The following is a 14,907-nucleotide window of genomic DNA, read 5'->3' on the forward strand; positions in this document are numbered from 1 at the left end:
CAAACCGCTCGCCGCGACACGGAGCGCCAAAATTCGAGGTCCAGCTTGGACCTCGACCCCGCCTGCAAGCGACAGCAATGTCGGTAAACAGTCCACAAAATCTGTCTGCCTGGATGGGCATTAAGCCCTGCCCATCGGCAAAGAGCGCAGAGACCACCGGCATTACCCTTCGCCTATGGTTTTTGCGGTTTGCATACCGTCGAGTTGGCCGCTCTGGCGGCCTCCTTAGCGCTCCGGGCATGACCTACGGCATTCGTGTGTTCCTGGGCGGATCACGCGGCAGTCATAGCGAGAGGTTAGCCGTTGTTGGCTGCGCTGAGGACGGCCTTGACCGAAGCCGTGGCGATGTCATCGTCGATGCCGATCCCGAAAACCGTGACGCCATCACGAGTGCGGCATTCTAGGTAGGCGACCGCTTGGGAATTCGCGCCGCGTTTCAGAGAATGTTCGTGATAGTCGAGGACTTCCAACGTCATCCCACAGCCCTCCTCCAGCGCCGAGACCGCACTGGAGATCAGGCCATTCCCACGGCCTGTGATCGCAATCACACGACCTCTGTGACGGATGCGCCCGACAAAAACGCGTTCCTTCCCGGCGCTCCGACGGCTTTCATCCTGATAATCAACCAGTTCAAACGGCTGCGGCCCGGTTAGATGGTAAGCATCTTCGAAGATCGACCAGATCATAGCGGCCGTGATTTCCCTGCCGGTGCTCTCAGCGAACTCCTGCACACGGCGGCTGAGATCGATCTGAAGCGAGCGCGGCAGTTTCAAACCCTTGTCCTGTTCAATCACCCAGGCAATACCTCCTTTGCCGGACTGGCTGTTGACGCGGATGACTGCCTCGTATGTCTCGCCTATGTCCGCCGGATCAACTGGCAGATAGGGCATTTCCCAGATACCGTCATTGCGTTTTCTGTGGGCCGTGAACCCTTTCCGGATCGCGTCCTGGTGCGAGCCCGAGAAGGCCGTGTGCACCAGTTCGCCGGCATAGGGATGGCGCGGGTGCACCGGCAGTCCGTTGCAATGCTCGACGGTATTCACGACATCGCGGATCGCGGGAAAATAGAGTTTCGGATCGATCCCTTGGGTGTAGAAATTCATTGCCAGCGTCACCAGGTCCACATTGCCGGTCCGCTCGCCATTCCCGAACAGGCATCCCTCAACACGGTCGGCCCCGGCAAGTAACGCCTGCTCGGCCGCCGCCACGGCCGTTCCCCTATCATTGTGAGGATGCACGCTGATAACCACCGCATCACGGCGCGAGATGTTGCGGCCGAACCACTCGATCTGGTCTGCATAAACGTTGGGTGTCGCGACTTCGACCGTTGCCGGCAGGTTGAGGATCGCTGGACGTTCGGAGGTCGGCTGCCAAACGTCCAACACCCGTTCACAAATCTCAAGCGCAAAATCAGGCTCGGTGAAGCAGAAGGTTTCGGGCGAATACTGAAAGGTCCAGTGGGTGTCGAGTCGCTTCAGGCTTTCCTCCAGCATCGCCGTGACGCCGGTGACGGCCAGATCGATGATCTGATGCCGCTCCATGCCGAAGACCACGCGGCGGAACAGCGGAGCCGTTGCGTTATAGAGGTGAACGATCGCCCGGCGCGTGCCCTCAAGCGCTTCGAAGGTGCGGACAATAAGATCTTTACGGGATTGGGTAAGCACCTGAATCGTTACGTCGTCGGGAATCCGATCTTCTTCGATCAGCGCACGGACAAAGTCGAATTCGGTCTGTGACGCCGATGGAAAGGCGATCTCAATTTCCTTGAAGCCTACGGCGAGCAGCATGTCGTAAAAGCGTAGCTTGCGTTCCACATCCATCGGATCGGCAAGCGCTTGATTGCCGTCGCGCAGATCGGTGGACAACCAGCGGGGCGCTTTCGTGAGCCGGTTGGACGGCCACCTGCGGTCCTGCAGCTCGATGGGAGAGACGAAAGGGCGGTATTTGATTTCAGGATTGGTCAACATGGCGTGATCCGTTGCGATGCGTTTTGTGAAGGATTCGACACGGCCATTACGATCGCCGGGAAGCCGTCAGGCCCGACGATCGCCGGTAAGTCGCAACACGTCGCAAACCGTTAAACAGGCAAACGCATGGGCCGCGCGTCCAACGGCCACGCCGAGCGCCGCAGGATACGGCTCTTCGATGCAGTCAATAAGGCGGTTGCGGTCGGTCACCTGGCGAAAACTCTCTGCTGTTAGATGGCCTACCGTAGTGAGCGCGAAGCTGATATTCTAACGCCGGATGATCATCGATCGTCGCAAAAGGATCAGTTTTGAAAAGCGGCATAAACATTACCAACGAGATCGCCGTCATCACCCACGACGAAAACCGCTTTTCGGGGCCGAGGCACAGTCACGAAGAGGCTCAGCTTCTATATGCCGTCAGCGGGGTTGTATCGATCAGGACGGATCGGGGCACCTGGGTCGTTCCGCCAAGCCGGGCGGTCTGGCTACCGCCCAAGCTGGCGCACGAAACGTCGAGCCATGCAGGCGTGCAGTTCCGGTCACTTCTGATTGACACAAGCGAAATAGGGGGGCTTCCCGACGAATGCCTTGTGGTGACGATCACCCCTCTTTTGCGGGAATTGATTCTGAAACTTGCCGAGCTTGCTGAGAAGCCACAAAGTCGGGAGCAAGCGGACGCCGTCGTCAGGCTGCTTCTGATGGAACTTTCCTTTCAGCCAGCGCAGCCGCTCAACCTGCCGATACCGAAGCATTCCGGCTTGGCGCAAATGTGCGAGCAGGTCCGTACCAATTTGGCGGAAAATCTCTCCATCGAAGATGCAGCGACCAGGCTTCACATGAGCAGAGCCACCTTTATGCGGACATTCAGGCGTGAAACCGGCATGAGTTTCGGGCAATGGCGTCAACAGGCCCGGATGCTTGATGCCTTGACGATGCTGGCAGAAGGCAGAAGCGTCCTCGATGTCGCCCTTGAGTGTGGCTACAATAGCCCAAGCGCCTTTTCTGCCGTGTTTCGCCGATCACTCGGGTGCCCGCCCAGCACTTATTTTTAAGCCAGCCCGGATTCTGGTCATCACCTCGTTTAGCGCATCGACTGCGCGTTTGCATGCCAGACGATCAAGCCTCCGCAATTCAGTTGCAGTCAATCCCGCATGGGGCTGAATTCGGCTTGTCGCGCTGATCCGTCCACCCCTGTGCAATCCGCATCGCCACCACCGGTCAACAACTTGAACGCCGTAACGGGGCCGCCAAACCCGCGAGGTTAAACCGACAGACCGAACGGTTGCTGAGCGACGAGATGCACGACTTCCGCTCCCCGCGGAATCCAGCCATTGATCACGTCCATAGGATATTGCAGGTTCCAGCAGCGCCTCGTCACAGAGGCTCATGGAAAGCCCACAAACCATGGGAGGAAAACTGTGTCCAACAGAGACGACAATGAGCCGCCGCCCAAAGAACGCCCCGTCGGCCCCCGTGTTTTCGTTATCCTGCTTGCCGCAGGGCGTTCCAGTCGCATGGGAGAGACAGGTGCATCCAAGTTGCTTGCGGAATTTGGCGGCGTTGCTCTCGTACGACGTTCTGCGCAGGTCGCGCTCGGTTCGACTGCCGACAGTGTGGTCGTTGTAACGGGGCACCGCCGGTTTGAAATCGAAGCTGCGCTTGATGGCCTGGGAGTCGAGTGTCTCGAAAACCCGCTATACGGCCGCGGCATGGCGACCTCGATTGCGGCGGGGGTCTTACACTGCCATGCTCGGGGAGCGGAGGCAGTTCTGGTCCAGCTTGCCGACATGCCGGGCTTGGCAAGCGGCGATCTCGATCGGCTCATTGCGGCTTTTCGAACGACCGATGGTGAGGCGGTTGTACGTGCGACGGGAAACGGGAAGCCGGGGAATCCCGTAATACTTCCTAAATCGCTGTTTGAGGCCGTCACCCACCTCGAAGGCGATGTTGGGGCTCGTCGGATCATGGAAACATCCGGCCTACCCATCATTTATGTGGAGATCGGAGAAGGTGCGTTGCTCGACGTAGACACGCCCGATGCGATACACGCCGCGGGCGGAACGCTGAAAGGTTAGTCCCAGCGCCATCGTCGGTCACCGTAGCAAGACCCGTCGCTCGTTGTTCATCAATGCAATGTCAGGGACCCTTACGAAGCCCTGTAGATTGAAGATCTCGCCTTCTCCCATTTATAGTTCTTCATATAGTCGAGGAACGCACGCATGGCCGCGCTCGGAAGGCGGCGGCTGGGATAATACAGGAACCAGTGCGGCAGGGTCGGGCTCCAGTCGGGGAGTAACTCCACCAGTCGACCATCCTGAAGGTACGGCTTGGCGTAGTCATCAAAGACATGGGCGATACCTCTTCCCGCAAGTGCTGCCTGTAGTTCATTGTGCGCCGAACTGACCGTCAGGCGGCCGGTTGGGGTGACTTCAATTTCCTCGTCGCCCTCGGCAAATCGCCAGGTGACCAGCGTGCCGCCGGGAAAGCGGCGTTTGACACAGTCATGACTGACAAGTTCGTGCGGCGTCTGTGGTTGCCCGCACCTCTCGATGTAATCAGGAGAAGCAACGATTGCATAACGAAGTGCAGGACCAAGCGGCAGAGCGATCATATCCTGCGCCAGTTGCTTGCCGAACCTGACACCGGCATCGAAACCCTGTTCCACGATGTCTATGACGGCCGCGTCGCTGATAATTTCGATCTTCACCTCGCGGTATACCTCCATAAAATCGAAGACCAGTGGGCAGAGGAAGTGATCGACTGCAGGCGCAGGCGCGTTGATCCTGAGGGTCCCCGACGGGCTATCGCGTAATTCATCGACCTCTGCGATGGCGAGCCTGATGTCGCTCAACGCAGGCGCAAGACGCTCGAGAAGACGCTGCCCTGCCTCGGTCGGAGACACGCTCCTCGTTGTTCGATTAAGAAGCCGGATGCCCAGAGCTTCCTCCAGAGCATTCATCGTTTGGCTCAAGGCCGATGAAGAAACCCCCCGTTCAAATGCCGCGGCTCGGAAGCCGCCGCAGCGCACGATGGCGACAAACACGTCGAAGCTGTCTAGCCGAACAGGGTCCATTGCTAAGTTTTTCTAATCAAGTTGATAAAGTTAATGCAGGTTATCAGATCAATGACGTCATGTCATGGTTCCCTGAGTTAAGGCCTGCGCTCTGGTGCACCTCTGCCCCATTGAGGGGCAAACCGAGGCAGTGCGCTCAACGAAAGAGGAAAGAAAGATGAACGCCTTCACTCTGAACAGACGTGCCATCATGCTGTCCGCGGTTGCAGGCGCGTCAAGCATGATCCTCCCAAGCCTGGGCGGCCCGGGCAATGCCCGTGCCCAGACGGCTTCGGCAGCGGCCGGCAATGCCGGTCATTATCGCTTTCGGGTGGGAGAGATCAGCGCAACCGTCTTGAGCGATGGGGTGATTGGTGGTCCGCCACGCATTTACGCCAGTGATGCCCCGGAGGCCGAGCTTCAGGATGTGCTGCGACAGGCATTTCTGCCGACCGACCACATGACACTCAATCTCAACACGCTGCTGATCGAAACCGGTGGCCGGCGGATTCTGATCGAAGCCGGCGCTGGCAAGACCATGGGTCCGAACGGTGGCCGCATCTTCGATAACCTCGCGGCAATCGGTCTCGATGCCGCTGACATTGATGTGATCGTCATCTCGCATACCCACCCGGATCATGTCGGCAACCTAAGAACTGCAGGCGGTGGCAAGGCCTTCCCTCGTGCCACAGTCTTTGTCCCGAGGGCGGATTGGGACTTCTTTGTCCGCACCGATCCGGACCTATCCTACATGCCTGTCCCGGAGGATTTCCGGACACGATTTGCGGCAAACATCAAGAATAGCCTCGAACCCTTCAGGAACGATGTTGAACTATATGAGGCCGGCACCGAGATTGCGCCGGGTCTGGCGACGATCGTCGCGTCTGGCCACACACCCGGCATGGCGACCTTCCTCGTTCATTCCGGAAATGACCAGCTGCTGCTGACGGCAGACCTTGCCTATCACCCTGTCGTCAACGTCGACAGGCCTTGGGTGCCAGGCCCCGACCGCGATAAGGAAACAGCCCTTTCCTCCCGTCGTCGCATATTTGACAGGGCGGCCGCCGAGCGTATGCCGGTTCTTGGCTTTCATTATCCTTTCCCCGGTCTTGGCCGGATGCTGAAGACCGATGACGGCTATGCCTGGGTCCCCGCCAACTGGCAGTTTTGACGTCAACAACAATCGAGCAGGAAATCTCCCATGGATCAGTCAAAGATCAATCGTCGCGGCTTTCTCGGCACGGTGGGTGCGGCGGCAACCGGACTTGCACTCGCCAGCAGCACTACCGCGCAGGCTCAAGGCACGAACGTGTCGTCGGCCGCATCTGCCTCGAACCCGGAGGTGCTGACCCGGACCTTGCCTCGCACCGGGGAACGGGTCACAGCCCTCGGTCTCGGCACCTTTCTGACATTTGATCTAAAGCCCGGGGATCGCCGCGATGCCCTGCGACAGGTCTTTGAGCGATACGTCGCTGCAGGCGGTCGCGTGGTCGACACATCGCCTCTCTACGGCTCGGCGGAGGTCAGCGTCGGTCAGTTCATGGGCGAATTTGAGGGATCGGATGAGATGTTCCTCGCCAACAAGGTCTGGTCGACAGGAGAATATCTCGGAGACGAAAGCCATGCCGTTGAAAGCTTTCGGCAATCACGCATGCGGACATGGCGTGACACGATCAACCTGATGCAATGCCACAGCATCACCAATGCGCCGGTCGTTATTCCGCTGATGAAGGCATGGAAGAAGGAAGGTCTTATACGGCATGTCGGCGTGACCCATCACGAGTCGGCGGCACAGGACCAGCTGCTGGCGATTGTTCAACGCGACGATGTCGATTTCATTCAGACGAACTACTCGATCTTCAATCGCGATGCGGAGCGACGCCTCCTTCCAGCCGCCGCCGACAAGGGCGTTGGCGTCCTCATTAATCTACCGCTGGAAAAGGCACGATTGATGAAGGTCGTCGAGGGGCGACCGCTTCCCGGATTCGCAACCGAGTTTGGAGCGACCAGCTGGGCGCAGTTCTTTCTGAAATGGGTCATGGCACACCCCGCCGTTACGAGCGTGCTCTGCGGTACGTCAAACCCTGACCATATGAGTGACAATGTCCAGGCGATGACAGGCCCGCTTCCGGACGAGCGCATGCGTGCCCGGATGGTCGCGCATATGGAAACAATTTCCGGGTTCGGCTCCATCGGCACGATGCCATGGTACCCGGGCAAGGAGAATATGTATTCCGGCCTCATCCGCGAGGCGCAGGCCAATGCGGCGCAGCGCCTGCGGTAAAATACGCGGCCAGCTCGCCTTAGAGCATTTCGCCTCACCCTGTATTCTCGAGATAGTTTTTGGCATTCGGCGGGCCGGATGGTTTCGACCAGCCTGCCGATATATCGCTTGCGCTTGAGTCAGGATGCCCCAAAGACCGTAAATGAGTCACCTAACGGCTGCCACGACGGGCACAACGCGAGCTGCTGGCTCTGCCATGGCGCGGGCGGTTTGTCTAAGCGCTGCAGAGGTAACGGAGCCGGCCGCCTCCAGGTGGAACTGCGAGACGAGCTCCCGCAGCTTTCTCGCCTCGGTCGCGAGCGCAGCGGATGCCGCCGTTGACTGCTCGACCATCGCCGCGTTCTGCTGCGTCGTCTGGTCCATCGTATTGACCGCCCCATTGACTTCGGAAAGACCGGTCGACTGTTCCCGGGCCGCCGTCGCGATGGCTTCCATATGCCGGTTGATGCCGGAGATGCGCTCGCCGATTTCCTTGAGTGCCACACCAGTTTCGCGCACAAGCTTCACGCCGCCGTCGACCTCGGCGGTGGAGGTATTGATCAATGTCTTGATCTCCTTTGCCGCCGTCGCGGAACGTTGCGCCAGCTCGCGCACCTCCTGTGCAACGACCGCAAAACCCTTGCCGGCGTCGCCGGCCCGGGCAGCTTCCACGCCGGCATTGAGCGCAAGGAGATTCGTCTGGAAGGCGATCTCATCGATCACGCCGATAATATTGGAAATCTGCTGCGCGGAATTCTCGATGCGCTGCATGGCTTCCTCAGCCTGGCTGACCACTGCAGCCGAGCGGGAAGCGCTCCGATCGGCCTCCGTCGCCGCCCCGCGTGCCTCCTCTGTCCGTCTGCTGGCATTGGTCACATTGGCGGTGATCTCATCTAGGGCAGCAGCAGTTTCCTCCAGCGAGGCAGCCTGCTGCTCCGTTCGACGCGAGAGGTCGTTGGCACCGGATGCGATCTCCCGCGTGCCGTTGTCGATGACCGTAATGCTCTCGGAAATCGCGCTCAGCGTCCTACCAAGTTGCTTCAGTGACGTGTTGAAGTCATGCCTGAGGGCTTCGAAATCCGGAGCGAAAGGCTCATCGAGCTGGAAGGAAAGGTCACCGGAGGACAGTCTTTTGAGACCATTGGCAAGACCGGATACCGCCACCTGCAGCCGTTCTGCGGCATCGGCCTCAGCCTGCTGCTGCGCCTCGAGCCTGTCAGCTTCGGCTTGCCCGCGTGCACGCTCCGCATCCTCCTCCAGCTGCCTGTTGACGATTGCCGCCTTGCGGAAGACCTCCACAGCCGCCGCCATCGTCCCGATCTCGTCTTTCCGTCCGGTACCCGCGCAGGTGATGTTGGTCTCACCCTCAGCCAGCCTTGTCATGTCGGCAGAGAGCGCGAGGATGGGTTTGCTCACGGTGCGGCGGAACAGGACAAAGAGCAAGATCGAAAACAATCCTGCCAGGCCGAGAAGAGCTTGCAGCACATCCTGCATGGCAGCGGCTGTCTGGGCGCTTTCGGCGGAGATAGATTCCGACACTTGCTCTATCTGGTCGCCCGTCTCCTCCATGGCGGTTTCCAAGGCTGAGAACTGCTTCATAAAATCGGGCAATGCCGCCAGGGCGACGATCGGATCCTTTTCTGCCGTACCGACGATCTTGTTCGCACTATCAATGTAGGCGAGCAAGGGTTTCTCGACCCCGGCCAGTACCGTCTGGGTGGCCGCATCCGTTGCAAGCGCTTTGTTGGCGGCAATCATTTTGAGAAATGACTCAACGTGTTCTGAAAGATCGGCCTTGACGCTGTCGAATGCGACGCCGGCCGCTGGATTGGAAGCAAGGAGAGACGCAAACACATCTGCGCGCAGGGCGTCATGCATCATGTCCGCCTGCATATGGTTGCGAAGGATCTGAGCCGATCGGGTTACGTTTTCAGAGTTGTGCGTCAGCGTCGATGCCGACCATATCCCCACCCCGGCGGTGCCCCCGGCTATTGCAAATATTGCCACGCCCGCAAAGATGATCTTCTGCTGAATGGATGCCATGACACTGTTCCCAAGGTTCGGCCTTGGAAAATAATACGCCGTTATTCTTAATTATCTGTCACAACAATTATCTACGGTGTCTCCGAGAAATCTGATGTCTCGGATGGAACAATAACATTCGCGCTGTCCGATCTTTAATTAGAGCTGTCGGCGCAAATATTCTATGGACTACGCGTGATACAAACCTTCACTCGAAATTGCGTGGTTCCGACGGGGTGCCGACTTGTCTCGGCTTACTTTTAAGGGCCTTGGTTGCTTCGTTTCGCATATCAAAAAATGACTGCCGCTCTAAGAGGCTCACGCCATTTCAGGTCAGTCTTTTCGCTCGCCATCAGTCGATGATGTTGTTTAATCGCTTCGCGAAAGGAACAGGCCATGGAACTTTTGGTTGCTAAAATACTTTCTGATACGTTTTCCTGTGTCTCGATAGCTGCATTTGGTAGCACAGACCGCTTAGCCGTCATGTTTTGGTAACCACGATCTTCCTGAAGGGGATTTTTGCAGGGCATTCCCTAGACAATTTGCTCGTCATGCGCGTAGCTCTAGCCCGGCCGGTTTGTACGCTTGATTACACATCTTGAGAGGATGTCGAATGTCGTTCGTTGCCGAAATTTTCCGCCAATCCCCTGAAATCGCGCTCTTTTTATCTCTGGCTTTTGGCTATTGGATCGGAAAGGTCCAGTTCGGCAGGTTTCAGCTCGGAGGCGTCGCGGGCTCCCTTCTCGTAGCGGTCGTGATAAGCCAGGTGGGAGTTCAAATCGACAATGGGATCAAATCCGTTCTCTTTGCGCTCTTCATATACGCGGTCGGTTTTGAAAGCGGGCCACAGTTTTTCCGCTCCTTGGGAAAACAATCTATACGAGAGATCGTCTTGGCTGCGGTTCTTGCGATCAGCGGTCTTGCCACCGTGGTCGTGCTCGCAAAGTTGACAGGCCTTGATAAGGGTATCGCCGCGGGGATTGCCGCCGGGGGAATGACACAATCGGCCATTATCGGAACGGCGAGCTCCGCTATTGAAAAACTTGGCCTTGCCGCCGATGAGACGCAGAGGCTCCAGGCGAACGTCGCGATCGGTTACGCGGTCACCTACATATTTGGTTCTTTTGGAGCCATCATCGTCTGCGTGAATATTCTTCCCTGGTTCATGAAACGGGGGATACGGGATGACGCCGTGAAAGCGGAAGCAGAGATGCTCAAGGGCGCCCGAGTATATGGCGTCGGTGAAGCACCTGCCCTTCCGGACCTCGTCGGACGGATATTCAGGGTCGAGGGTGCGGCTGGGAAAAGCATTGCCGAATTGGAAGCACTGTCGACAAAAGGGCCCATCACGATCGAACGCGTGAAACGCGGCAGCGCTCTGGTTGGCATTGAACCCGAGCTTCGTCTGCAGAACGGTGATCTCGTGCTGATAGTCGGACGTCGTGCGGGCGTCGTCGGTCTTGAAAACCTGATCGGCAGGGAGGTGGCCGCGGCGGAAGGCCTGGAACTCGTGGTCACAACGCGCGACATCGTCGTAAAAGACAGGGACTTCGCCGGCCAAACCGTTGCCCGGATATTGGATCGAAGCAAAGACCTGCGCCATGGGATCTACGTGATCCAGGTAACTCGGGCCGGTGTGAAACTGGAATTGACCAACGATACTGTTATACGTGCCGGCGACATAGTGACCGTGCACGGAGTACAGGAGGATTTACAGCGCCTCTCGAACAAAGTTGGCAACGTCATAACTCCGAGTGACAAGACAGACTTCGTATACCACGGGTTTGGTGTGGCCATCGGCCTGCTGGTTGGTCTTCTCGTGTTGCGGATCGGTTCGGTCCCGCTAACGCTTGGCGCGGGCGGCGGGGCTTTGCTCGCCGGTCTCGTATTTGGCTGGTATCGCAGCCGTAATATGACGCTTGGCAACATGCCAACACCCGCATCAACTCTCCTGAGAGATCTCGGTTTGGCAGGGTTCGTGGCCGTGGTCGGCCTACAGTCAGGTCAACAAGCGGTACACACCGTCGCCGAAAGTGGTCTTTCGATATTTGCGATAGGCGTCGTCGTCACGGTGCTCCCGCTGTTGATAACAATGCTCGTCGGTCGCTACCTTCTAAAGTATGACAACGTCGCGGTTTTCGCTGGTGCTCTGAGTGGATCTCGAAGCGCCAATCCCGCCTTCGGAGAAATCCTCGATAAAGCGGGAAACTCCATTCCCACGACCCCTTTTGCCATAACGTATGCACTTGCCAACGTTTTCCTGACGTTGCTGGGCCCACTCGTGGTGGCACTCGTTTAACAGACAGGAGAGAGAAGTATGAACGATTACAGTCAGTTCGCAAAACTCAGCCCCTTCGAACTCAAAGACGAGCTCATCAAACTGGCGTCCACGAAAAAAGAAAAACAAATGCTGAACGCGGGACGCGGTAACCCGAATTTTCTGGCAACCCTGCCCCGGCGAGGCTTTTTCAGGCTCGGCCTATTCGCTGTTGCGGAATCAGAGCTCTCATACTCCTACATGGAGCAGCACCTAGGTGGCTTACCGCGCATAGAAGGCATCGAAGCGCGATTCGAACGCTTCGTCTCAGACAATCGAGACCAGGAAGGCGTCGTGTTTCTTGGTCGCGCCATAAGTTACGTGCGTGACCAGCTCGGACTTTCCGCTTCCGATTTCCTCCACGAGATGGTGGAAGGCATATTGGGCTGCAACTATCCTGTTCCGCCGCGCATGCTGCGTGTCAGTGAACAGATTGTCCGTCAGTATTTAGCGAAAGAGATGATCGGCGGACAAATATCGCCCCAGGACATAGACGTTTTTGCCACTGAGGGCGGAACGGCAGCAATGACGTATGTTTTTGACACGCTGCAGAAAAACCGTCTGATCAAAAAATCGGACAAGGTGGCTATCGGTATGCCTGTGTTCACGCCGTATATCGAGATTCCACAACTGGACGCATACGGGCTTGAAGAGGTTTCGATCAGTGCGGACCCAGAGGCTGGCTGGCAGTATCCGGACTCCGAACTCGAAAAGCTTAAAGACCCCTCGATCAAGATTTTTTTCTGCATCAACCCAAGCAACCCTCCATCGGTAAAGCTCGATCAACGGAGCCTGGAAAAGATCGCCGACATCGTCGACAATCATCGGCCAGACTTGATGATATTAACCGACGACGTCTACGGGACTTTCGCGGACGACTTCAAATCGCTGTTCTCCGTCTGCCCAAAAAACACGATCCTGGTCTACTCTTACTCGAAATACTTCGGAGCTACGGGTTGGCGGCTGGGAACCATCGCATTAAGACGGGACAACGTGATCGATCAAGCGATCAGGAACTTGCCGGAGGAAGACAAAGCGTCGCTCGACAAGCGGTATTCATCGATTGTCACAGACGTTTCGGCATTGAGGTTTATCGACCGCTTGGTTGCTGACAGCCGTACCGTGGCGCTCAATCACACCGCAGGGCTCTCAACGCCTCAGCAGGTCCAAACGGTGCTGTTTTCGTTATTCGCGCTTATGGACGAAAACGACAACTACAAGAAAACACTGAAGCGACTTATCCGGCGCAGACAGGCAGCCCTCTACGCTGAGCTCGGCCTGGACACTCCCGACGACGAAAATTCGGTCGATTATTATACCTTGCTGGATCTTGAGAAGATTTCCCGCCGGCTTTTTGGCGACGAGTTTGCAGCATGGGTCAGACACGAATTTTCGCCGAACGAGCTGCTGTTCAGAATTGCCGATGAGACCGGAATCGTTTTGCTGCCGGGACGCGGCTTTGGAACCCAGCACCCTTCTGGTCGGGCGTCGCTTGCCAATCTCAACGAGTACGAGTACGCGGCGATTGGCCGATCGCTCCGTAAGATGGCTGACGAGTACTACGCGAAATTCCAGCAAACGCATCGATAACGCGCTTCCTGCCATCGTCCAGATGGCGGGACGCCTCTGTCGCCGACCACCCTGATGATCAAGAGAGTGTAAGAGTGCTCTCGCGGATCCTCATGGTGGACAACGGCTATGTCGTGCCAATCGTGATCATGAACAGGTTCATCGGCACGCCGCCAAACTGAATCTTAACCTCACAGCATGGACACGCCATAAGGAGAGTGAATTGCACGGCACACGATCCTCGCAAATTTGTCCGCGCCTCCTGGGATGCCGCCCTGACCGATTTCGGCAATGTATGGGTTCTGAAACCCATTGTAATCAGACGACGTCGCTTCCGTTCCGGCAACACCATTATGACCCTAACTGCGAATGGTGACTTGGATGTCACGTCGCAAGCTGTTATGTTCTTGTTTCGTTTCTCTCCGCGAACTTGGTTGCAATGGACCTCACCACCGCCTCAGCCGCCAGAAAAATCATCCATGTCGACATGGATGCCTTCTACGCTTCGGTTGAGCAGCGCGACAATCCTGAACTGCGCGGCAAACCCCTCGCTGTTGGCGGAGCGGCTGCCCGTGGCGTCGTTGCAGCAGCAAGTTACGAGGCACGGGAATTTGGGGTGCGCTCGGCAATGCCGTCGGTCACGGCGGCTCGAAAATGCCCTGATTTGATCTTCGTGAAACCACGATTTGAAGTCTACCGCGCCGTCTCCCAGCAGATACGCGAGATTTTTGCGGAATATACGCCGCTCATCGAACCTCTGTCGCTCGACGAGGCCTATCTCGACGTCACCGAAAATCTCAAGGATATGCCAATTGCCACTGAAATCGCTCTGGAAATCCGCGCCCGGATCAAGGCGGTGACCGGGCTGAACGCTTCGGCCGGCATCTCCTATAACAAGTTCCTGGCAAAAATGGCGTCCGATCTGAACAAGCCGAACGGTCAGGCGGTGATTACGCCGAAGAACGGTCCGGCCTTTGTCGAACAGCTCGCAGTCAAGAAATTCCATGGCGTCGGCCCGGCTACGGCGGAAAAGATGCACCGGCTTGGTATTGAGACCGGAGCGGATCTGAAAGCAAAATCCTTGCCGTTTCTGGTTGAGCATTTCGGGAAGTCCGGTCCGTACTTCTATGGCATTGCCCGGGGCATCGATGAGCGGCAGGTCAGACCAGACCGCGTGCGTAAGTCGGTCGGCGCGGAAGATACATTTACCGCGGACATCGATGACCTCGAGCTCGCAACCAGGGAACTCCGGCCACTTGCGGAAAAGGTTTGGTCCTATTGCGAGGCCAAGGGTTTCAGCGGCAAGACGGTGACCGTGAAAATCAAATATTCCGACTTCACCCAGGCGACGCGGAGCAGGACAACTGCCATCCCCTATTCGAACGCCGAAGACATTCTAGACGCGGCCAATACCCTGCTGGCCGGTGTCTATCCATTCAAACGGCCGGTCCGGCTCCTTGGGGTAACGCTGTCGTCGCTCACCAATGACAAAGAGGCTGAATACGAGGACCAATCGCAGCTGGGCCTGGGTTTTTGATCAGAAGAATGTGCTTCGGGGCCTGAGTTGATTTAGGCGACGTGCGCGTCAGCTGGGTTGGCTTGATCGCGTCGCTGCCTCCGCAGGCAAAGCGAGGAAAGAGCAGTATCCGAGAGTCCTCGGAGCGGCCACCCTGATCGATCGCCCCCGGAGCGCCGAGGCGGCCGCTGATGGCGACCG

General features: G+C 57.4%; 10 protein-coding genes. 7 read left to right on the forward strand and 3 right to left on the reverse strand.

Going from position 1 to position 14,907, the window contains the following annotated elements; all coding sequences use genetic code 11:
* Window positions 1–296: 296 nt before the first annotated feature.
* A complete protein-coding gene (leuA, locus tag ACZ47E_RS23175; protein ID WP_022563129.1) occupies window positions 297–1,967 on the reverse strand; it encodes a 2-isopropylmalate synthase in 1,671 nt (556 codons plus the stop codon).
* A 308-nt stretch (window positions 1,968–2,275) separates the two neighbouring features.
* On the opposite strand from leuA, the gene ACZ47E_RS23180 reads away from it, so the two are divergent.
* Window positions 2,276–3,019: an AraC family transcriptional regulator gene (locus tag ACZ47E_RS23180; protein ID WP_022563130.1), complete on the forward strand. Its 744-nt coding sequence runs from the start codon at window positions 2,276–2,278 to the stop codon at window positions 3,017–3,019.
* Window positions 3,020–3,385: 366 nt separating this feature from the next.
* Window positions 3,386–4,042, forward strand: coding sequence for a nucleotidyltransferase family protein (locus ACZ47E_RS23185; protein WP_022563131.1), 657 nt, complete (start codon window positions 3,386–3,388; stop codon window positions 4,040–4,042).
* 71 nt (window positions 4,043–4,113) lie between these two features.
* On the opposite strand, the gene ACZ47E_RS23190 is transcribed toward ACZ47E_RS23185, so the two are convergent.
* Window positions 4,114–5,040 carry a LysR family transcriptional regulator gene (locus ACZ47E_RS23190; protein ID WP_022563132.1) on the reverse strand — a complete coding sequence of 309 codons (927 nt, stop codon included), beginning with the start codon at window positions 5,038–5,040 and terminating at the stop codon, window positions 4,114–4,116.
* 157 nt (window positions 5,041–5,197) lie between these two features.
* Between ACZ47E_RS23190 and ACZ47E_RS23195 the strand changes: the two genes are divergently transcribed.
* Together ACZ47E_RS23195 and ACZ47E_RS23200 are read left to right on the forward strand one after the other, a co-directional pair.
* On the forward strand, window positions 5,198–6,190 hold the full coding sequence (locus ACZ47E_RS23195) for an MBL fold metallo-hydrolase (protein ID WP_064263626.1): 993 nt from the start codon (window positions 5,198–5,200) through the stop codon (window positions 6,188–6,190).
* A 30-nt stretch (window positions 6,191–6,220) separates the two neighbouring features.
* The gene (locus ACZ47E_RS23200) at window positions 6,221–7,303 is read left to right on the forward strand and encodes an aldo/keto reductase (RefSeq protein ID WP_022563134.1); all 1,083 of its coding nucleotides are present in this window, start codon (window positions 6,221–6,223) and stop codon (window positions 7,301–7,303) included.
* A gap of 147 nt (window positions 7,304–7,450) precedes the next feature.
* Here the strand turns inward: ACZ47E_RS23200 and ACZ47E_RS23205 are convergent, their stop codons facing one another.
* Window positions 7,451–9,325 carry a methyl-accepting chemotaxis protein gene (locus tag ACZ47E_RS23205; RefSeq protein WP_022563135.1) on the reverse strand — a complete coding sequence of 625 codons (1,875 nt, stop codon included), beginning with the start codon at window positions 9,323–9,325 and terminating at the stop codon, window positions 7,451–7,453.
* Window positions 9,326–9,917: 592 nt separating this feature from the next.
* Here ACZ47E_RS23205 and aspT point away from each other — a divergent pair.
* The 3 genes from aspT to dinB all read left to right on the forward strand — a co-directional run bounded on the left by aspT (window position 9,918) and on the right by dinB (window position 14,727).
* On the forward strand, window positions 9,918–11,603 hold the full coding sequence (aspT, locus tag ACZ47E_RS23210; protein WP_022563137.1) for an aspartate-alanine antiporter: 1,686 nt from the start codon (window positions 9,918–9,920) through the stop codon (window positions 11,601–11,603).
* Between the two features lie 18 nt (window positions 11,604–11,621).
* Window positions 11,622–13,211: a bifunctional aspartate transaminase/aspartate 4-decarboxylase gene (locus ACZ47E_RS23215; RefSeq protein WP_004445962.1), complete on the forward strand. Its 1,590-nt coding sequence runs from the start codon at window positions 11,622–11,624 to the stop codon at window positions 13,209–13,211.
* 418 nt (window positions 13,212–13,629) lie between these two features.
* Window positions 13,630–14,727, forward strand: coding sequence for a DNA polymerase IV (dinB, locus tag ACZ47E_RS23220; protein WP_022563138.1), 1,098 nt, complete (start codon window positions 13,630–13,632; stop codon window positions 14,725–14,727).
* Window positions 14,728–14,907 lie beyond the last annotated feature (180 nt).

Source organism: Agrobacterium sp. 5Ca39 (genome assembly GCF_055382365.1).